The 19366-nt window shown below is 70.4% G+C and carries 14 protein-coding genes; 7 read left to right on the forward strand and 7 right to left on the reverse strand.

Annotated elements, in window-relative coordinates; all coding sequences use genetic code 11:
• Positions 1 to 51: 51 nt before the first annotated feature.
• Both AAFO60_RS14035 and AAFO60_RS14040 read right to left on the reverse strand, forming a co-directional pair.
• Positions 52 to 903 carry a crotonase/enoyl-CoA hydratase family protein gene (locus AAFO60_RS14035; protein WP_347956832.1) on the reverse strand — a complete coding sequence of 284 codons (852 nt, stop codon included), beginning with the start codon at positions 901 to 903 and terminating at the stop codon, positions 52 to 54.
• A gap of 81 nt (positions 904 to 984) precedes the next feature.
• Positions 985 to 2733, reverse strand: a complete 1749-nt coding sequence (locus AAFO60_RS14040) for an alpha/beta hydrolase (protein ID WP_347956833.1) — start codon at positions 2731 to 2733, stop codon at positions 985 to 987.
• A gap of 244 nt (positions 2734 to 2977) precedes the next feature.
• Here AAFO60_RS14040 and AAFO60_RS14045 point away from each other — a divergent pair, with 244 nt between their 5' ends.
• The 6 genes from AAFO60_RS14045 to AAFO60_RS14070 all read left to right on the forward strand — a co-directional run bounded on the left by AAFO60_RS14045 (position 2978) and on the right by AAFO60_RS14070 (position 7705).
• Complete coding sequence (locus AAFO60_RS14045; protein ID WP_347956834.1) at positions 2978 to 4321, forward strand: MFS transporter; 1344 nt, start codon at positions 2978 to 2980, stop codon at positions 4319 to 4321.
• Positions 4318 to 5010 carry a VOC family protein gene (locus AAFO60_RS14050; protein WP_347956835.1) on the forward strand — a complete coding sequence of 231 codons (693 nt, stop codon included), beginning with the start codon at positions 4318 to 4320 and terminating at the stop codon, positions 5008 to 5010. The genes AAFO60_RS14045 and AAFO60_RS14050 overlap by 4 nt, the downstream gene beginning before the upstream one ends.
• A 140-nt stretch (positions 5011 to 5150) precedes the next feature.
• Positions 5151 to 5555 carry a VOC family protein gene (locus AAFO60_RS14055; RefSeq protein ID WP_347956836.1) on the forward strand — a complete coding sequence of 135 codons (405 nt, stop codon included), beginning with the start codon at positions 5151 to 5153 and terminating at the stop codon, positions 5553 to 5555.
• Positions 5556 to 5700: 145 nt separating this feature from the next.
• Positions 5701 to 6339, forward strand: coding sequence for an LON peptidase substrate-binding domain-containing protein (locus tag AAFO60_RS14060; RefSeq protein ID WP_347956837.1), 639 nt, complete (start codon positions 5701 to 5703; stop codon positions 6337 to 6339).
• Between the two features lie 20 nt (positions 6340 to 6359).
• Complete coding sequence (locus AAFO60_RS14065) at positions 6360 to 7346, forward strand: pirin family protein (protein WP_347956838.1); 987 nt, start codon at positions 6360 to 6362, stop codon at positions 7344 to 7346.
• On the forward strand, positions 7343 to 7705 hold the full coding sequence (locus AAFO60_RS14070; protein WP_347956839.1) for a GNAT family N-acetyltransferase: 363 nt from the start codon (positions 7343 to 7345) through the stop codon (positions 7703 to 7705). Before AAFO60_RS14065 ends, AAFO60_RS14070 begins: the two co-directional genes overlap by 4 nt.
• Before the next feature lie 60 nt (positions 7706 to 7765).
• Here the strand turns inward: AAFO60_RS14070 and AAFO60_RS14075 are convergent, their stop codons facing one another.
• From AAFO60_RS14075 to AAFO60_RS14085, 3 genes are all read right to left on the reverse strand, one after another.
• Positions 7766 to 9058: a flotillin family protein gene (locus tag AAFO60_RS14075; RefSeq protein ID WP_347956840.1), complete on the reverse strand. Its 1293-nt coding sequence runs from the start codon at positions 9056 to 9058 to the stop codon at positions 7766 to 7768.
• Between the two features lie 76 nt (positions 9059 to 9134).
• A complete protein-coding gene (locus AAFO60_RS14080; protein ID WP_347956841.1) occupies positions 9135 to 9647 on the reverse strand; it encodes a hypothetical protein in 513 nt (170 codons plus the stop codon).
• Positions 9648 to 9779: 132 nt separating this feature from the next.
• Positions 9780 to 10412, reverse strand: a complete 633-nt coding sequence (locus AAFO60_RS14085; protein WP_347956842.1) for a LysE family transporter — start codon at positions 10410 to 10412, stop codon at positions 9780 to 9782.
• A 131-nt stretch (positions 10413 to 10543) separates the two neighbouring features.
• On the opposite strand from AAFO60_RS14085, the gene AAFO60_RS14090 reads away from it, so the two are divergent.
• A complete protein-coding gene (locus AAFO60_RS14090) occupies positions 10544 to 12580 on the forward strand; it encodes a heavy metal translocating P-type ATPase (protein WP_347956872.1) in 2037 nt (678 codons plus the stop codon).
• A 48-nt stretch (positions 12581 to 12628) separates the two neighbouring features.
• On the opposite strand, the gene AAFO60_RS14095 is transcribed toward AAFO60_RS14090, so the two are convergent.
• Both AAFO60_RS14095 and AAFO60_RS14100 read right to left on the reverse strand, forming a co-directional pair.
• Positions 12629 to 16078 carry an arabinosyltransferase domain-containing protein gene (locus tag AAFO60_RS14095; RefSeq protein WP_347956843.1) on the reverse strand — a complete coding sequence of 1150 codons (3450 nt, stop codon included), beginning with the start codon at positions 16076 to 16078 and terminating at the stop codon, positions 12629 to 12631.
• On the reverse strand, positions 16071 to 19340 hold the full coding sequence (locus AAFO60_RS14100) for an arabinosyltransferase domain-containing protein (protein WP_347956845.1): 3270 nt from the start codon (positions 19338 to 19340) through the stop codon (positions 16071 to 16073). The genes AAFO60_RS14095 and AAFO60_RS14100 overlap by 8 nt, the downstream gene beginning before the upstream one ends.
• Between the last annotated feature and the right edge of the window lie 26 nt (positions 19341 to 19366).

Below are 19366 nucleotides of genomic sequence, written 5' to 3' on the forward strand. Positions count from 1 at the left end.
TCCCGACCTCGCCGGAGGCCGGGAGCACGGCAGGCGGTGTTCGCGAGCGGTCTACCGCCCCTTGAACTCCGGCGCGCGCTTCTCGAAGACTGCGGTCACGGCCTCGGTGAGGTCGTCGCTGGGCAGGAAGGCGGCGTTCCAGGCGGCGACGTAGCGGAGGCTGTCGTCGACGCGGGCGCTGCGGCTGTGGTCGAGGACGTCCATCACGCCCTGCACCACCAGGGGAGCGTTGGCGGCGATCTCGGCGGCGAGGGTGCGGGCGGCGGCCAGGGCGGCGTCCTGGTCGGCGTAGACGTCGCTGACCAGGCCGATCTTCTCGGCGCGGGCGGCGTCGATGTCCTTGCCGGTCAGGGCCAGTTCGCGGGTGTGGCCGTCGCCGACGATCAGCGGCAGTCGGGCCAGCGAGCCCATGTCGGCGACGATCGCGACCTTGACCTCGCGGACGCTGAACTTCGCGTCGGCCGAGGCGACGCGGATGTCGGCGGCGGTGATGAGGTCGACGCCACCGCCGATGCACCAACCGGAGATCGCGGCGACGACCGGCTTGCGGCAGTCGGCGACCGCGTTGACCCCGTGCTGCATCCGCTTGATCATGTTGTGGAAGTCGGTGCGCGGGCCGGCTTTCGCGTCGTCGGCCAGGACCTTGCCGAAGTCGCCCATCATGGCCGGTAGGTCGAGGCCGAACGAGAAGTGCCTGCCCGAACCGGTCAGCACCACCGCGCGGACCTCGGGGTCGGCGTCGATGCCTTCGAACAGCGGAACCAGTTCGGTCCAGAAGTCCGGGCCCATCGCATTGCCCTTGCCGGGCCCGATGAGGGTCACTTCGGCGACGTGGTCGGAGACGGCGAGTTCAAAGGCCCGGTATGCGGTGGAACGGTAGGCCGGAACGCTGGTTTCAGTCACCCCGCCGATGCTACCCAATCACTGTTACCGAAGGGTAACTTGCTGTCGAAACCACCGCCCGGCGGTTCAGTCCCTCCGCGGTCAGTCCCTCGTCAGGTGGGGCAGCAGTTCCGCGGTCTTGGCGTCGGTCCATCCGGGCGGGCTGAGAATCGCCGCCCACGCCCGGGGGATCTCCCGCAGGTAATGGTGACCGTGCCCGTCCGGAACGTCGACGGCCACCGCCATGTCGGCGGCCACCTGCAGGAAGGTGACGAACGGGATCCAGCGCACCGCGGGCAGCACGTCGATTCCGCGCGGTTCCTTCAGCCAGTCGGGCTTGTTCAGGATCAACTCCGGATTCCACCAGGAGATCGGATCGGAGGCGTGCTGCAGGTAGACGATTCGGCCGGGTTCCCACGGCTGGTCCGCCGGGCGGTCCAGATCCGCGTCGACGTTGATGAAGCGCGCCTGTTCGCCGTCCTCGAAGATCGGCAGCACCTCGGGGGTGCCCGCGTCACGATTGGCGGTGGTGTCGGCCCACATCTGATTGCTGAAGGTCGGGCCGGTCAGCAGGGCGCCGTCGGTGCGCGCGTTCATCGTCGCCACCGAACCGAAGGGGGCCTCGGCGCCGAAGGAGCCCAGGCTCTCGCCGAAGACGACGATCTTGGGGCGCTGCGCCTCCGGGATGCGGCGGGCGAGCCGGTCGACGGCCTCGAAGAGCGCTCGTCCCGCCTGCCGTGCGCGTTCCTGGTCGACCAGGAACGACAGCCAGCTCGGCAGCATCGAGTACTGCATCGACACCATCGCGGTGTCGCCGTTGTACATGTACTCCAGCGAGTCCACGTTGGCGCGGTTCACCCAGCCGGTGCCGGTCGACGAGGCGATCCCGACGAGTCTGCGTTGCAGACCGCCGGCACGAACGAGCTCCTGCGCGGCCAGCTCCGCGCTCGCCTGAATCGAATCGGCGGATTTCAGGCCCGCATACACCCGGACCGGTTCCTTGGCGGGAGCCTTGTTGAAGGCCTCGAGGTCGGCCACCGAGGGGCCGGTGGAGACGAAGGCACGCCCCATCCGACCCAGGCTCTCCCAACTGACGAGGGACTCGGGGCCGCCCGAACGCAGGGTGGACGTCGGCGCCGCCGAATCGGGGGTGCTCTCGTCGTTGATGGCGGCGAACGAGTTGTTCAGCGCCGACATGCCGTAGTCGGCGACGGCGCCGTTGAAGATCAGGACGGTCACCACGACCATCACGGTCGCCGCGATGATCCCCGAGATCCGCGGCGGGATGCGCCGACTCATCCGGCGGCTCAGCGATCGGACCAACGCGCCCCAGGCCTGCCCCAACCCCAGGAGCAGGGCGAAGGCGATCACCGCGACGATCACCGTGATCGGATACGCGGTCCAGCTCAGGTGGTCGACGCCCATGAGGTCGCGCAGCTCGTCCTGCCAGCGGGCGTACCAGTAGAACATCACCGCGGTCCCGATTGCGAAGGCCACCGCCAGCCCCGACCACCACCACCGGTTCGGTCGCGGCCACGGCTCGCGGCGGGAGACCAGATACCGGGCGAGCCAGGCGAGGAACGCGCCCAACCCGTAGCCGATGGCGGCGGCCCCGGCACTGACCAGCCCCTGGAACAGCGGCCCGCGGGGGAGCAGCGACGGGGTGGCGGAGAACCACAGCAGAATCGTCGCGGCCACGAGACCGGCGTACGAGAGGCGCGAGCGGTACCTCGACCATCCGCGGGACAAGCGTCCCGGTGAATCGTCCGCGGTGCCACCGGATTCGGGGGTGCCACTGGATTCGGGGGAATGCGATTCCGGCGACATCTCGGGAATCATTTCGTCGGACATCGTCGGGCCCTTCTGCAACGAATCGTGATGTCTCACTGTAAGAGAGCGCATCCGAGTGGAGGTGGACGCCACTCCGTGCCGAGCCGCGACGGATCTGCGTCGAGACCCGGAATCAACCGATTGATCGACCGAAGCCAACAATGACGTCCCTGGTCAGAACTGGGGGAAGCTCGGGGGTGTCGGAGGTCACAAACTGTCAGGGTTCTTGTACGGATCACCCGCTTTGTTGACTGTAGGAGCACAGATGACCTCACCCACCACCACCGGCGCCAGTCGGTCCGTCTACTGGATCGTCGCCCTCGCGACGACGGCGATCCTGTTCGACGGATACGACCTGGTGGTCTTCGGCGCCGTTCTGCCGGTCCTGATGGACGACCCCACCCAGCTCGGCCCCCTCACCGCCGGACAGGCGGGTCTTCTCGGTTCGTACGCGCTGATCGGCGTGATGGTCGGTGCGCTGGCCAACGGGGCGGTCGGCGATCGGCTGGGCAGGCGGCGGCTGATGCTGGTCAACATCGCCTGGTTCTCCACTGGCATGGGGCTGGCCGCGATGGCGACGTCGTACGAGATGTTCGCCGTCCTGCGGTTGTTCACGGGCATCGGCATCGGCGGGTTGCTCGCCACGACCGCGACGCTCGTCGCCGAATGCGTTCCGGCGCAGAAGAAGAACCTCTTCAACGCGATCGTGTACAGCGGAGTGCCCGCCGGCGGCATTCTGGCGGCCGTGCTGGCGATGGCGCTGCGCGAGTCGATCGGCTGGCGCGGTCTGTTCTGGATCGGTGCGCTGCCCTTGGTCACCCTGCTGCCCCTGGCGTGGGCCAAACTGCCGGAGTCGCCGCGCTGGCTGGCCGCCCGCGGTCGGGTCGACCAGGCGCGCGCATTGTCGGCTCGAACCGGGATCGCGCTGCCCTCGGCGGCACAGCTCGACGGCGAGCGCACCGCGGGGCGCGTCGGTTTCGCCGCGCTGGCCACCCGTCGCTACGCGCTGCCGACCGCACTGCTGGGGACGATGAGCTTCATCGGCCTGATGCTGACCTACGGGCTGACGACCTGGCTGCCGAAGATCATGGCCGACGCGGGCTACGACGCCCAGGGCTCCCTGCTGTTCCTGGTCGTCCTCAACGGCGGGGCCGTTCTCGGCACCCTGATCGCCTCGCGGCGGGCCGACGCGGTCGGCCCGCAGTCGGTGGTCGCGACGACCTTCGGCCTGGCCGCGGTGGCTCTGCTGCTGTTCACGTTCGGCTTCCCGTTGCCGGTGCTGCTCGCGCTGGTCGCGGTCGCCGGCACCGGCACCATCGGTACGCAGGTGCTGATCTACGGCTTCGTCTCCAACTACTACGCGACCACCGCTCGGGCGGCCGGCGTCGCCTGGTGCGCGGGCTTCGGGCGACTCGGCGGCATCTTCGGTCCGATCATCGGCGGCGCCATCATCGGTGCGGGACTGAGCAATTCGGTGACCTTCTACATCTTCGCCGGTGTCGCCCTGGTCGGCGCGGCGGTCACCGTGACGGTGCCGCGACAGACCCCGGTCGGGATCGTCGCGGTACCCGAACCCGATACGGACACGTATGCCACGATGACTCCGTGAGCTCCTCTCAGCCGCAGATCCCCGACCCGCTCGCCATCGGTGACGTCCACGTGATGCTCCCGACCGCCGATCGGGCCGGGGCCGGCGTCGTCTACGGACTGCTCCTGGGCGAGCCGGAAGGGGATCGGTGGGCGGCGTCGAATGCGACCGTCGGCCTCGTCGAATCCGGGCCGCTCACCGTGGACCTGCAGGTCGCCGACCTGCCCGGGTCGGTCGAACTGCTGCGCCGACGCGGGCTGGCGGTGACCGACGGCGAGCACGGGACGGCGGCACTGGACGACGCCGTCCCGCTCCGGATCACCGACCGCGCTCACCGCAGGCCCGCGGCCAGGATGCTCGATCACATCGTCCTCACCGTCGGCGACGCCGATCGCGCGCTCGCCCTGTTCGGCGGGCGTCTGGGCATCAACCTGCGACTGGTCCGCGACCTCGGCGGCGGCGCCTCCCAGCTGTTCTTCCGGACCACGAGCGCGGTGATCGAGGTGGTCACCGGAACCACCGACCCGGCCGATGGAATCGGGCTGATGGGTCTGGCCTGGCGCAGCGACGACATCGACGTCGAACGCGCTCGGCTGCACGAGGCGGGCCTGGACGTGAGCGAGGTCCGCGTCGGCCGCAAGCGCGGCACCCGCGTGTGCACGCTGCGCGAACCCGCGTTGGGGACCGCGACCCTGCTCATCCAGCAATGAGACTGCGTCGGGCAGTGAGAGTCCTCCCGCACTGAGATCCGGACCGCCCCAGATGCGCCAAGTGTCCGCCCCGGCAGTGATCGCCGCGTACGGTGGGCGGGGCACCGAACCGGGTGCGTCCCGCTTCGAGAGGATGATCCATGCCGGCGCAGTTGAACCCGTACCTCATGCTCGGCGGCACCGCGCGTGCCGCGCTCGAGTTCTATCGGGGAGTCTTCGGCGGTGAGATCACGATGCGCACCTACGCCGACGTGCCGGGCACTCCGGCGAACAGTGCCGACCGCGTCATGCACGCCACGCTGACCACTCGCGACGGGCTGGTTCTGATGGCGGCCGACTCACCGCACGACGACGAGAGCCCGGCCGGCGACAACGTCGCGGTCTCCGTCAGTCATCCGCACGCCGACACCAATCAGAAGTGGTGGGACGGCCTGTCGCACGGCGGCGTCGTGGAGGTGCCCTTCGTGAAGGCGCCGTGGGGGCATCGGTTCGGCATGTGCACCGACCGGTTCGGCATTCGCTGGATGGTCAGCGACGCCGACTGACGCACCGCTTTCGCCGATATCGCACCACTTCCGTTCCTCGCACTCAGTCGCGACCGGGTGCGCAGAACGGAAGTGGTGCGATTGCCGCGGGGGACGCTCGCGGGAAGCCCCGGGGCGCACCCGCCGCGCGGGTAGGGTGATCGCCATGAGGGAGATGCCGATGTTTCCGCTGGGGGCGGTCCTCCTCCCGGGCGAGCAGTTGCCCCTCAAGATCTTCGAACCCCGTTATGCGGCAATGGTTCCCGATGTGGAGTCCGCGGGCGGGCGATTCGGCACCGTCCTGATCGAACGCGGCTCGGAGGTCGGCGGCGGCGATGTGCGGGCGATGGTCGGGACGCTCGCGCAGATCGATCGGCTCGCACAGTCCGGGCCCGGCCGGTACTCGCTGCTGTGCACCGGCGTCTCGCGCCTGCGCATCGAGGCCTGGCTGCCCGACGACCCCTACCCGCGCGCCGATGTCGACGATCTGGTCGACGAGCCGACGAGCGAGGACATCGACTGGACGACCCTGATGCACAAGCGGGCCCAGCTGCAACTGCTGTGCGGTCAGGGCGGCCGGAAGGACCCGCAACTGCGCTGGATCGCCTCGCAGCTGACGAGGCCGGTGGCGTACGGCGACGGCGATCCGACGGCCGACTCGTTTCGCGCCGCCTCGGATCTCCCGCTGGGCCCCGCCGATCGGCACAGCGTGCTGCAGGCGCCCGACGCCGCGCGCCGGGTCGAGGTGATCGAGACCGCGCTCGACGATCTGATCGCGGCGCTGAGGTTCCGACTGAAGGGATGAGCGATGAGAAGGGATGTCCGATGAGCAACATGGAGGCCGACCCCACCGAGGTGCAGTGCACTGCGCATCCCGTGGCCGGGGTCGAGGTGATCGAATCGCGGCTGGTGCCGTTGGGCGGACTGCGGGCGATGAAGGTGCGCCGGACGCTGCCGACGCGCGATCGGTCGATGGTCGGCGCCTGGTGCTTCGCCGACCACTACGGACCCGAACCGGTCTCGGCGTCGGGCGGCATGCAGGTCCTGCCGCATCCGCACACCGGGTTGCAGACGGTGAGCTGGCTGTTCGAGGGCGAGATCGAGCACCGAGACAGTGCCGGCGTGCATGCGATGGTGCTGCCGGGCGAGATGAACCTGATGTCCGCCGGCCGGGGGATCAGCCATTCGGAGATCTCGACGAATCGCGTCGAGATGCTTCACGGGGTGCAGCTGTGGCTGGCCCTGCCCGACGCGGTCCGGCACGGGCACAACGGCTTCCAGCATTACGCTCCGCCCTCGGTGCCGCTGACCGGTCCGGACGGCGCGGTGGTCGGCAGCATGCGGGTGTTCGCCGGGGCGCTCGGCGGCTCGGTCTCCGAGATCACCACCGCCACACCGCTGCTGGGCGCCGAACTGCTGATCGACGCCGGCCGGCAGGTGGACCTCGCGGTCGAGGCGACGTTCGAGCACGGGGTCCTGCTCGACACCGAGCGTCTGCTCGTCGACGACGTCGAGCTCGCCCGAGCCGAGCTGGGCTACGTCGGGCCGGGCACCGGCACCCTGACGCTGACCAACCCGACCGCGGAGCCCGCGCGGCTCATTCTGCTCGGCGGCGAGCCCTTCGCCGAGGACATCATCATGTGGTGGAACTTCCTGGGCCGCGACCACGACGAGATCGTCGGCTACCGCGAGGAATGGCAGGCGCGGTCCGAACGTTTCGGAGTGGTAGGCGGGTGGGGAGCCGACGAGTGGATCCCCGCGCCCGCTCTGCCGAACACCCGACTCAAGCCGCGAAAGAGGCCGCAATCATGACCGACGCCGAAAGCGCCGCTTCCCCCGAGCCGACCCGCGCCGAGACGACCCGGGTGGTGCGCAACGACGACCTCGGGCGCTACGACATCCTCGTCGACGGTGAACAGGCCGGATTCACCCAGTTCGTCGACCGCGACGGGCAGCGCATCTTCCCGCACACCGAACTCGACGACCGCTTCGCCGGCCGCGGACTGAGCTCGGTCCTGGTCGCCGCGGCGCTCGACGACACGCGCGCGGCGGGGCAGCGGGTGGTCGCCGTGTGCCCGCTGGTGGCGCGGTACGTGAGCAAGCACGCCGAGTTCGCCGACCTCGTCGACCCGGTGACCCCGGACATCATCGACTTCCTCCGCATCCGCTGACAGACGATCCAGGCCCGCGGGACTGCGCTGAATCCCGCGGGCCTCGACGAGGTGAGCCGACTACTTCTCGGTCACTGCTGCGGAATCGACTGCGGCGGAATCGGACGCCGCGGAATCGGGCGTGCGCGAACCCAGGTCGGCGAGCATGGCCGCGACGTCGATGCCGGTGGCGCCCTGGATCAGTTCCAGCGTGCTGACCAGCGACGACCCCGCACCTCGGGCCAGCGGGCTCACCGAGTCGCCGACCAGCGTGATGTTGGCGTCGGCGAGCGGCCCGGACGCGGCGTGCACGATGTCGGGCAGTTTCGACAGGACCAGCTCGAGCTGACCCACGTTGTCGAGCTTGCCCAGCGCCTCGGCACGCTTCTCCAGCGCCTGGGCCTCGGCCTCACCGGTGATTCGGATGCCTTCGGCCTTCGCCTCGGCCTCGGCGACGATCTCGGCCTTGCGCGCTTCGGCGCGCTGCTGTGCCGCGTAGAGCTCGGCTTCGGCCGGGCGGCGGACCTCGGCGTCGAGCTGGGTGTCGCGCAGGCGTGCGTTCTGCTCGGCGACCTCGTTGTCCTTCTCCACCTGGATGCGGCGACGTTCGGCCTCCACGAGCGGGCGGACGGCGTCGGCCTCGGCTGCCGCGCGGTCGGTGGCCTGGCGGGCGGCTTCGCGCTCGATGTCGAGTTCGCGCTGCTTCTCGATGACGGCCTGCTCGTTGGCGATGCGGCTCTCTTCGGCCACGCGGTGCGCCTCGGCCCGCGACTTGGCCGCGATCGCGGCCTGGTCGGAGCGCTCGCGGGCGGCGAGGTCGGAGAAGTACTGGCCGTCGGAGTCCTGGACGTCGTTGATCGAGAAGCTGTCGAGCAGCAGACCCTGGTTGCCGAGGATCTCCTTGATCGACTGGGCCACCTGATCGACCAGCTGCTGGCGGTCCACCAGGATGCTCTTGGCCGTCATGGTGCCGACGATCGACCGGAGTTCGCCCGAGAGCTGTTCGGTGACCAGCGACTTGACGCGGCCCAGATCGTCGCCGAAGCGCGGTCCGGCCTTCAGGATGGCCTCCGGCGTGTCGCCGACCTTGACCACGGCCACTCCGCGGACCTTCAGTTCGATGCCGTCGTTGGCCGGGGTGGAGGTGTCCAGGTCGGCTTTCACCGACGACAGCTGGACGCGGGTCGCGCGCTGCACGACGGGTAGGACGAAGGTGCCGGTGCCGCGGTAGACCTTGCCCTGGTGCCCCTTGCCGGTGCCGGTGACGATGAACGCCTCCTCCGCCCCCGGCACGCGATAGCGCGAGAGCAGCAGGACGACGATGAGGACGAGCAGGACCACGATGGCCACGACTGCGCCGAGGACGGTTCCCATACCGATGGGTTCCTTTCTGTTCGGGTTCGCCGACGCCGCTGCGGTTCGGCGGAACCGGATGAGATCGCTGGGGAGGTCAGTCGGTCAGGGTGACGGGCGCGACGAGGTATCCGTCGTGGTCGGCGACCTTCTCGATGACCACGGCGCGGGCATTGTGCGGGAGGGGCTCGTCGCACGTGATGCTGATCTGCTGGGCGCCGAGCGGCGTCTGGACCTCGCCGACACCGAACCGTCCGGGGGAGACCGGTTCGACGACCCGCACCCCTGAGCCGAGGTACTCGATGGACGGCAGCTCCTCCTCCGACCCGACGAGATAGCCGAGGACGACAACGGCGGCGAGCGAGAGCATCAGACCGGCGATCAGCCCGACGAGCAGCGCCAACCAGGTGGCGGTGTCGGTGAAGGTCAGCAGCCCGCCCGCCAGCAGACCGAAGCCGGTCGCGAACGGGGTCAGGAGCGACAGGAGGCCGGCCCCGGAGTCGCCGAGGTCGATGTCGATGTCGCCGACGTCCAGTCCCAGCAGTGACAACAGCACCAGCACGAGGCCGACGCCACCGATCACCAGTAGGACGATTCCCAACACGTGCACCCCCGTCACACCGTTCTGAAGCTCTCGCGGGCGGTCAGGCTCCGCGACGACTGCCTGAGTCCAGTCTGTCACACGGTGCGGACACGACCATTCGGACGCCCGACGGGGCAGTCGTTCGGGACTGTCGGCCGGTCAGAGTACGGCCAGCATGACGCCGACCGCGATGAACAAGACGCCGAACAGTCGATTGATGCGGCGCTGTCCGCGCGCGGTGCCGCTGATGCGGCGGAAGGTCTGGCCGACGAGCGCGAAGAAGAACCACATGATGAGGACGTCGACGGCGACGATCGTGACGCCGATCTGCGAGTACTGCACCAGCAGATCGCGTTCGGGGCGGACGAAGCCCGGGATGAACGCGACGAGGAAGACGATCGCCTTCGGGTTCAGCAGATTGACCCACAGGCCGCGGACGAACATCGCAGTGCCGGACTCGGCGTCGACGGCGTCGGGGTCGGCCGCGTCGGGGGCGTCGGCGGGGACGGGTTCGCGGCGGAACTGGGCGATGCCCAGGTACATCAGATAGGCGGCGCCGACGTACCTGATGACGGCGAAGGCGACGGGCGAGTTCGCGACCACGAGGCCGAGGCCTGCCGCCACGACGACCAGCTGGATCAGGAGCGCGGCCTGCTGGCCGCCGATGCCCCACAGTGATCGGCGAAAGCCCACGTTGAGGGCGTTGTTCATGGTGTTGATCGCGCCCGCGCCCGGCGTGACGCTGATGAGCAGGCAGGCGCCGAGCAGCGCGATCCAGGTGGAGGCAGTCATGACCGGATCAGCCTAGATCGGTCAGACCCGTGTCGGCGAACACCCTTGCCGTATACCCCATAGGGGTATACGGTCGGGGCATGGAAACGCACAAGCACGGCTCCGTCGCCGACGAATCGACGGTCGATCCGATGCCCGGAACCGGGCATGAGGCGCACGGCTCGCATGACGAGCACGCAGGCCACGACGAGCACGGCGCCGACCACGTGGCCGTGTTCCGGCGACTGGTCTGGGTCATGGTGGTGCTGGCCGTCCCGGTCGTCGCCTTCGACCCGATGTTCGCCGACCTGCTGCGCTACGAGGTGCCAGGCTGGGCGCGATGGATCTCGCCGATCCTGGGCACCGTCGTCTACCTCTGGGGCGGCCGACCCTTCCTCACCGGCGCCGTCGACGAGCTCCGCGCCCGCAAGCCCGGCATGATGCTCCTCATCGGCCTGGCGATCAGCGTCGCCTTCGTCTCGTCCTGGGGTTCGGCGATCGGACTGCTGAGCCACGAGCTGAGCTTCTGGTGGGAGCTGGCACTGCTGGTCGTCATCATGCTGCTGGGGCACTGGATCGAGATGGCCTCGCTCGCGCAGACGAACTCGGCGCTCGACTCGCTGGCGGCACTGCTGCCCGACGAAGCCGAGGTGGTCGACGGCGACCGCGTGCGCAGCGTCGCCCCGAGCGATCTGCGACTCGGTGATGTGGTCCTGATCCGTCCCGGCGCCGCGATTCCGGCCGACGGCACCGTCGTCGAAGGGCAGGCGGCCGTCGACGAGTCGATGGTCACCGGGGAATCGCGGGCCGTGTCGCGCGGCCCGGGCGACGCCGTGGTCGCAGGCACCGTCGCCACCGACTCCGGACTGCGGGTAGAGGTCACCGCCGTCGGCGATCAGACGGCCCTGGCGGGCATCGCCCGCCTGGTGGCCGACGCGCAGTCGTCCTCGTCGAAGGCACAGCGCCTCGCCGATCGAGCGGCGGGCTGGCTGTTCTGGTTCGCCCTCGGCGCGGCCGCGCTCACGGCGGTGGTGTGGGTGGCTCTGGGCATGCCCGACACCGCCGTGATCCGAGTGATCACCGTGCTCGTCATCGCGTGCCCGCACGCCCTCGGACTGGCGATCCCGCTCGTGGTCTCCATCGCCACCGAACGCGCCGCTCGCGGCGGAGTGCTGGTCAAGGACCGTCTCGCGCTCGAACGGATGCGATCGGTCGACACGGTCCTGTTCGACAAGACCGGCACGCTGACCAAGGGCGCACCGACCGTGATCGACGTGAGCGCCGTCGCCGGCTGGACCGACGACGAGGTGCTGGCAGCGGCGGCCGCCGCCGAATCCGACAGCGAACACCCGCTGGCGAGGGCGATCGTCGACGGCGCGGTGCGACGCGGCCTCGAGATGGCCGGCGCCACCGACTTCACCTCCGAGCCGGCGACCGGTGTCGCGGCGATGGTGGACGGGCGACGCGTCGAGGTCGGCGGTCCGCGGCTGCTCGAGATGCGCGGCGCGGCCGAACTTCCGGTCGCCGACCGGTGGCGCGCCGACGGCGCGATCATCCTGCACGTCGTCGTCGACGGTCGGGTGATCGGTGCGCTGGCACTGGCCGACGACATCCGGCCGGAGTCGCGCGACACCGTCGCCGCTCTCCACGAGCTCGGCGTCCAGGTGGTCATGATCACCGGGGACGCCGAGGCGGTCGCTCGATCGGTCGCCGCCGAACTCGGCGTCGACCGCGTGTACGCGCAGGTCCGGCCGGAGGACAAGGCGGACGCCGTCGCCGAACTCCAGGCGGAGGGCCGCGTCGTCGCGATGGTCGGCGACGGCGTCAACGACGCTCCCGCGCTGGCCGGAGCCGACGTCGGCATCGCGATCGGTGCGGGCACCGACGTCGCGATCGCCTCCGCCGGAGTCATCCTGGCCGGTTCGGATCCCCGATCGGTGCTCTCGGTGATCGAGCTCTCGCGTGCGGGCTACCGGAAGATGAAGCAGAACCTCTGGTGGGCGGCCGGCTACAATCTGGTGTCGGTCCCGCTGGCCGCGGGAGTCCTGGCCCCGATCGGGTTCGTCATGCCGATGAGCGTCGGCGCGATCCTCATGTCGGCGTCCACCGTGGTCGTCGCACTCAACTCGCAGCTGCTGCGGCGCCTCGACCTCGATCCGGCCGAGAGCATCGAGCGCGTCCTTCGGTGACTGCGCGCGCAGGCCCCGGGGCGTCGGCCCGGGGCCTGCGGCGTTTCGTCAGTTCCGGATCACCCGCATCGGTCCCGGCGACCACAGACCGCCGTGCGACTGCTCGGTGAACGTCAGCTCGGCCTCACGCTGCGGCAGCAGGGGAGAGTACCGCTGCAACGAACCCCAGTCGCGCGCCCAATCGTTCTTCAGATAGGCGGGCACCTCGGTCGGTCGCAGCTCGTTCTCGGTGATGCCGAGCGGCCCGCCGTAATCGCCGGCCATCCAGCGCGCCGAGTTCACCCGCTCGCCGACGGCGTCGGGCGTGATGCGCCACTGCGGGGTCTCCAGCACCCCGTGCACCACCGCGGCGGGCCGCTGGCACGGGAACGCGAACGCGACCTCCCAGTCGAGCAGCACCGGCGCCCGGCTGCCGACCAGCTCGTTCAGCGTGATCAACTGCGACGCCCGCGGCGGCGTCACCGCGAGCCACGAGTCGTTGCCGGGGGAGGTGTCCTCGGCGACGATCCGGACCACGCTCGCACCGCCCGGGATCTGATCCATCGGGAAGCGCAGATTGCGCCACTCGGGTGCGCCGCCCGCGTCGAACGGGGTCAGCGAGGCCACGGTCGTCACGGCGCCGTCCGGGGCGACCCGGCCGGCCTCCAACCGGACGCGCTGACCGTCGTGGCGGACGGCGAGCTCGTCGATCGACTCGATCTGCCCGGCGACCGAGACGGTGACCAGCGGACGGTCGGGCGAACGCGGGGGCAGCCGGTACCAGTCCGAGGTGAGCGTGCCGCGGCCGGTCGGACTGCCGTACGTGCCGAGGACCGGCACGCGCCGCTGATCGAGCCCGAAGGGCAGCTTCACCCTCGAGCCGTTCACCCCGCGGGTGCGCGTGGTGCCGCCGCTGGTGTCGGACACGGTCGAGTCGGTGCTGGAGTCGCCGGTCGTCGAGTCGCCCGTCGTCGTGCCGTTCGGCGTCTGCGAGGGATGGGCGTCGACGCCGCCGGTCGCCGCGGTGGTTCCGGTGGAGCCGGAGCCCTCGGTCTCGGAGGTCTCCAGATGCGACGGAACTCCGTTGGGGGAGAAGCCTTCCGGCGGCGTGGACCCGCCGGCCAGGGCGCGCCCCGGGTCGGTTCCGGACTGGCCGGGCAGCGGTGCCGGGACCAGCAGGCCGTCGTTCGGGTCGGCCTCGACGAGCACCGCGTCGGCCAGCGCGCACGGCCTGCCCTGCAGGGAGGCGATGTTCGAGCCGGCCCAGCTCCACGACTCGGCCTGCGTGCGGGCGGCCTTGCCGAACGAGACCATCGTGAACAGCAGGATCACCGCCGACACGATGACCAGCGAATACATCGGCAACCGTTCGGCGGTCACTCGACGACGACTCGGCTCGACGATCCCTGCCGTGTCGATCCCCGCCCCGTCGAACCCTGCCCCGTCGATCCCCGGCACGGCACGATCGTCGCGGTAGTACTGCCACAGGCCGAGGGCCGTCAATGCGACGGCGACGACGAAGATCGGCCAGAACAGGCCGATGCCGCGCAGATGCGGCGTGTCGTCGGCCCACGGGATGCCGTAGCTGCCGACGTACCACCATTGATTGCGGCCGGCGAAGGCCACCGCGAGGGCGTAGGCGGCGGCCGCGGCGAAGAAGGTCCGGTTGCAGCGACGGCGGATCACCGCCGGCTGCAGGAAGGCGGTGGCGACCGCCGCCAGCACGCCGGCCAGCGTGGCGAAGATCCCCATCTGGTGGGTGGCCTTGGTCGGCACGAACGCCAGGACCGCGACCGCGCCCGCGGTCATCGCCAGCAGCCGCCACACCGCGGCGGTCGCGACCCCCGGGACGCCGTGCTTGCGGATCAGGACCAGCACCACCAGGACGGTCGCCAGGATCGTGACGAAGATGCCGACCCGCCGGGCGATGGACCCGTCGGGCGTCGGGTTGAGCAGGATGTAGTAGCGCATCGCCTCGGTCCACCAGCTGTTGGTGGGGCCGACGACACCCTGCGCCTTGACGCCTTCCATGATCGCGCCCAGCGGCTGATCGGCGAAGATCTCGTACAGGACGGCCAGACCGGCGGCCAGCAGCGGCATCACGACCGGTGCCAGACCGTCGCGACGACGCCGGTAGCCGAGGCGTTTGAGGATCGGGCCGAGCGCGGCCACCAGGGCGACGGCGGCCACCGCACCGACCGGATGGATCGTCAGGGTGAACGCTGCGGCGACGATGCCGAGTGCGAACGGAACCAGGCGGCCGGTGGCGATCGAGCGTTCCACCAGCACCCAGGTGAGCAGGATGCCGACGGCGATCGCGGGCTCCACGCGCAGTCCGTTGTTGAACGGCAGCCACACGGCGAGGAAGGCCAGAGCGGCCGCCCACCGGGCCACCGACGACGAGTTGACGGTGCGGCCCAGCCGCGGGATGGCGGCCCGACTGATCAGGAACCAGCCGGCGATCGCGAACAGGAAGGGCAGCAGTCGCAGCCACGGAACGGCGGTGCTGACCTCCATCCACTTCGCCAGATACTGGTAATGCCAGCCGAAGGGGTCCTGCGGGACGCCGAAGTAGCGGTAGTAGTTGTCCAGGTATCCGGCGCCGGGGGCGACCCGACCGACGGTGACCTGGTATCCGTCGTCGGCGGTGTTGCCGCCGATCATCAACCAGACCAGCAGCACCGCGGTGACGAAGGCGTCGAGAAACGTCGGACGCCACCAGCGGCGCGGCAGGATCCGCAGACCGCGTCGGCCGTCGCGGGCGTCGAGCACGCCCAGCGCGAGGATCGACGCGAGCGTCGCCAGCACGCCGACGATCAACAGGGTCCGCTTGAGCGGGGTCGGGCTGGTGCTGAACCGCGTGTCCACGGTCGATCGGAAGTGCAGGCCGGCGGTCGGCGCGGTGGCGGGCAGGTCGGTGTAGACGCCGATGATCTGCGGCCGCGCATTCGGATCCGACACGTCGAAGCTCGCATCCTGGGCGGCGAAGCCCTCGACGCCGCCGCGAATGCCGGAGGTGTCGGCGTGAATCACGATGCGGCAGTCGGCCGAGGCCTGCGCGGGTGCGCGCGGAACCGTCATCAGCACCGCATTGCGCTGCGTCACCAGCAGATTGTCGTGCGTCGCCGTGACGAAGAGCCCCACCTTGCGTGCGTCGACGCCGGTCTTGGGAACCGTCGAGAGCAGCACGCCGCCGTCGGCCGGCAGGAGCGCGGCGAGCGAACACGGCACCGCGGCGTCCAATGAGAGGGGATTGAAGGCGACGTTCGGGGCGGCGACATTCGTCACCGTCGGTTCGGCGCCCGCGACGCTCGCCTGCGGCCATCGGATCTCGGGATCGGTGTAGGTCACCGGGAGGAAGGGGGCCGCCACCGCCGCCGCGATGCCGATGAGGCCGGCCACGACGGCGACCACCTTGGCGACGGCCACGGCGCGCGGCGTCGGCCGCCGCTTGTCCACTGCGTCCCGGACGCCGTTCTCCGTCGCGGTCGGTTCCGCCGGGGTGTGCGGGTCAGTCATCGAGATCTCCGGTCAGGATCGTGCTGGGCAGGTGCCAGCCGGGGCGACGCGTCGTCGTGGTGGTCAGCGCGGCCGGTTTCGCACCCGGCACCAGCGGATCCAGTTCGAGGAGGGTGCCCCAGTCCCGGTACCAGTCGTTCTCGAGGTAAGTCGCGACAGTCGAAGCGGTGGTGAGGGATTCGGGGACGGCCAGGATGCCGCCCGCAGACGCCGCCTGCCAGCTCTTCGACTTGGAGAACGTGGTGGCGCGATCAGGCGTGATCCGCCACTCGGGAACGGTGTAGACGCCGTCGTGAGCGGTGACCGGCTGCTGGCACGGGAACTGGCTGCCGACCGACAGGTCGAGCAGGACCGGCGCGTGCGAGCCGACGACCTGCTGCAGGGTCGACAGTCGCGGTGCGCGCGGCGGCGTGATCGCCAGCCATTCGTCGGGGTTCAGGTTGGCGTCGACGGCCGTGATCCGCATCGCGGTGGCACCGGCCGGGACGTCGGCCATCGGGATCCGCAGATTGCGCCACGGCCGGTTCGGGTGATCCGGACCCGGATCGATCGGGATCATCGGCTCACCGACCGGCACGAACGCTCCGCCGCGATCGGCGCCGAACTCGACCTTGAGCTCGCGGCCGCCGGTCGGCGCCCCGTCCGGGCCGATCGAGAAGATCGAACCGGCGGCGGTGATGACGATCAGCGGGGATGCATCCCGTGCGGGCAGGGCGAACCAGTCGGAGGTGAGCGTGGCGGTCCCGTTGTCGAAGCCGTAACTGCCCAGTACCGGGGTGGTCGCCGGATCGAGGCCGAACGGGAGCGCGGCGCGGGAGCCGTTCACCGTCGTGCGGCCGTAGCCGCCCGTGGTGCCTGCGGGGGCGCCCTTGGCGGCATAGGAGCTCCCCGGGTGGGCGGTTCGGATGGTTCCGGCGCCCAACCGGATCGGCTCGGGAGTCAGGTCGGTCGCGACGCCGTCTGCGGTGAAGCCGGTGGATCGGCCCGCCAACGCCTTTGCGACGTCGTCGGTGCCGATCGGCCGCAGCATGCCGCGGTTCGGGTTCCGTTCCACCAGGACCCGGTCGGCCATGCCGCACGTGCTGCCGGTCAGCGCGCGGAGATTGGCGCTCAGCGGGGTGTACGTGTCGGTGCGACCGACGGCTGCCTTCCCGAAGAGCGCGAACTCGGCCAGGACGAGCCCGGCGGCGATGAGGAGGGCGGGCAGGGCGGCGAGGGCTCGACGGCGGCGTACGACCGCCTCGCTCGGGCGGTGACCGCCGGGGCGGACACAGACCCAGATCAGCACCGCGAAGGAGACTCCGGTCAGCCCCAGGAGCAGCGTCGAGAGCGGCCGGCCCGCGAGCACCGGCGCCTTGTCGAACCACGCGATGCCGTAGTCGTAGCCCCAGCCCCAGGCGTTGTCGCCCGCGGCCGCCACCGCGCACGCGCCCACCAGGACCGTCAGGTACGTCCACAGAATGCGCGGCGAGCGGGCGCCCACCTCGATCATCGCGGCGGTGGCGACGGCGGCCGCCGCCGCTGCGACGCCGGCGAAGATCCCGAACTGGGTCGTCCACTTGGCGGGGACGAACGACAGGAGCGCCACGGTGATCAGGACGGTGCCGATCAACCGCCAGATCGGGCCGCGTGCGAAGCCCGACAACCGACCGCGACGCATCATCAGCGTCATGGTCAACGCCACGGCGACGATCAGCAGCAGGACCGGCACCCGGCGGGCGAGTGCGCCGTCCGGCGTTCCCAGCGTCAGGAAGTAGTAGCGCATCAGCTCCTGGTACCACGACAGCGCGGGGCCGACCTCGAGACGGACGCGCAGCGAGTCGACGACACCGCCGACGGACTGCGTGCGGAAGACCACGAAGACCGCCAGGGCCACGGCGGCCCCGAACGGAGCGAACCGGGCGATCGATCCGTGGGTGCGGCGCGAGGCGCGGGCGATGCGGAGCATCGGACGTGAACCGGCGATCAGCACGGCGACGGCGATGACGCCCTGCGGGCCCGTCGCCAGGGTGAGCAGCGCGGTGAAGGCGGCCGCTGCGGCGGGGAGCAGTCGGCGGGTCGCGATGGCGGACTCCACCAGCCACCAGGTCACCAGCGAGCCGAGCACGATGATCGGCTCGGGTCGCAGTCCGCTGCAGAACGCGATCCAGAAGGCGACGAAGACAGCGGCTCCGGTCAGGACCGCCCAGCGCGACCGGCCGACCGCGGCGCCCAGCCGGGGCAGGATGACCCGGCTCAGGATGAGCCACGACACCAGACCCGCGACCAGGGCGGGAAGCCGCATCCAGATCCCCGCGGCGCTGATCGTCCCCCAGTGCGACAGGAACGAGTAGTACCAGTCGAAGGGAGCCTCGGGGACGCCGAAGTACCGGTAGTAGTCCGACAGGTAGCCCGCGTCGGAGGCATTGCGACCCATCACCGCGATGTAGCCGTCGTCGGAGGTGCCGGCACCGAGGAAGTGCCAGACGACCAGGGTCGCGGTGACGACCGCATCCGCCGCCCGCAGAGTCGGCAGCCGGCCGAACCCGAAGCGCCGACGACGATTCGGCGAGGACCGTCGGGCGGCCGCATCGAGCAGGCCGAGGGCCAGCAACGAGATCAGGGCGGCGACGACACCGATCACGATCACCGCGGTCTTGAGCGGAGTGCGACTCACCGCGAAGCCGTTGTCGACGTCGACGTGCACGGCGAGCTGGTCCGCCGACCGAGCCACCGCGGCGCCGTCGAGATCGGTGAAGACGCCGGCGACCGTCGGCCGCGTAGCCGGATCGCCGCGCACCGCTGCTCCGGCGCCGGCGAACTGGGCACCCAGATCGGTGTCAGAGGCCCAGAACTCGAGCGTGCTGCAGGCGGCCAGCGCGGGTGCATCGGCGCTCGCGAGCACCGCGTTGCGCAGCGTCACCTTCGCACCGCCGTGCCCGGCGGTGATGAACAGTGCGGTGTTGCGCACCTCGCGAGGTGCGTTCGACGGCGCCGTGGCGACGACGACCGTGTCCGTGTTGCCCGCCGCCGCCTGCCGAAGCACCGGGCATCCCACGCTCACCCGCAGACCGCGCGCGGTCTGCGTGACCAGCGGCGCCACCACTGAGGGCTGCGATGCGGGCCCCTGGAATGCGGGGCTGTTCGCGGGCCAGGAGAACGACGCGGACTGCTCGTCGACCGGGAGGAACGCGGTGGCCAGAGCGGCGACGACGGCGATCAGACCGGCGACCGCGGCGATGACCGAGTATCTGTGCGTGGCCGGTTCCTCTGGAGTAATCATCGAGAGTGAGGATAGGCGGTGTCACT

This window comes from Gordonia aichiensis, assembly GCF_039946255.1.
In the GTDB taxonomy this organism is placed as follows: Bacteria; Actinomycetota; Actinomycetes; order Mycobacteriales; family Mycobacteriaceae; genus Gordonia; species Gordonia aichiensis_A.

What these genes read in the sequence shown, in the direction of transcription:
- AAFO60_RS14075 (WP_347956840.1), bottom strand. Translation starts at nt 9,058, where the DNA reads ATGGGAACCGTCCTCGGCGCAGTCGTGGCCATCGTGGTCCTGCTCGTC.
- AAFO60_RS14055 (WP_347956836.1), top strand. Translation starts at nt 5,151, where the DNA reads ATGCCGGCGCAGTTGAACCCGTACCTCATGCTCGGCGGCACCGCGCGT.
- AAFO60_RS14095 (WP_347956843.1), bottom strand. Translation starts at nt 16,078, where the DNA reads ATGACTGACCCGCACACCCCGGCGGAACCGACCGCGACGGAGAACGGC.
- AAFO60_RS14045 (WP_347956834.1), top strand. Translation starts at nt 2,978, where the DNA reads ATGACCTCACCCACCACCACCGGCGCCAGTCGGTCCGTCTACTGGATC.
- AAFO60_RS14065 (WP_347956838.1), top strand. Translation starts at nt 6,360, where the DNA reads ATGAGCAACATGGAGGCCGACCCCACCGAGGTGCAGTGCACTGCGCAT.
- AAFO60_RS14100 (WP_347956845.1), bottom strand. Translation starts at nt 19,340, where the DNA reads ATGATTACTCCAGAGGAACCGGCCACGCACAGATACTCGGTCATCGCC.
- AAFO60_RS14090 (WP_347956872.1), top strand. Translation starts at nt 10,544, where the DNA reads ATGCCCGGAACCGGGCATGAGGCGCACGGCTCGCATGACGAGCACGCA.
- AAFO60_RS14040 (WP_347956833.1), bottom strand. Translation starts at nt 2,733, where the DNA reads ATGTCCGACGAAATGATTCCCGAGATGTCGCCGGAATCGCATTCCCCC.
- AAFO60_RS14070 (WP_347956839.1), top strand. Translation starts at nt 7,343, where the DNA reads ATGACCGACGCCGAAAGCGCCGCTTCCCCCGAGCCGACCCGCGCCGAG.
- AAFO60_RS14060 (WP_347956837.1), top strand. Translation starts at nt 5,701, where the DNA reads ATGAGGGAGATGCCGATGTTTCCGCTGGGGGCGGTCCTCCTCCCGGGC.
- AAFO60_RS14085 (WP_347956842.1), bottom strand. Translation starts at nt 10,412, where the DNA reads ATGACTGCCTCCACCTGGATCGCGCTGCTCGGCGCCTGCCTGCTCATC.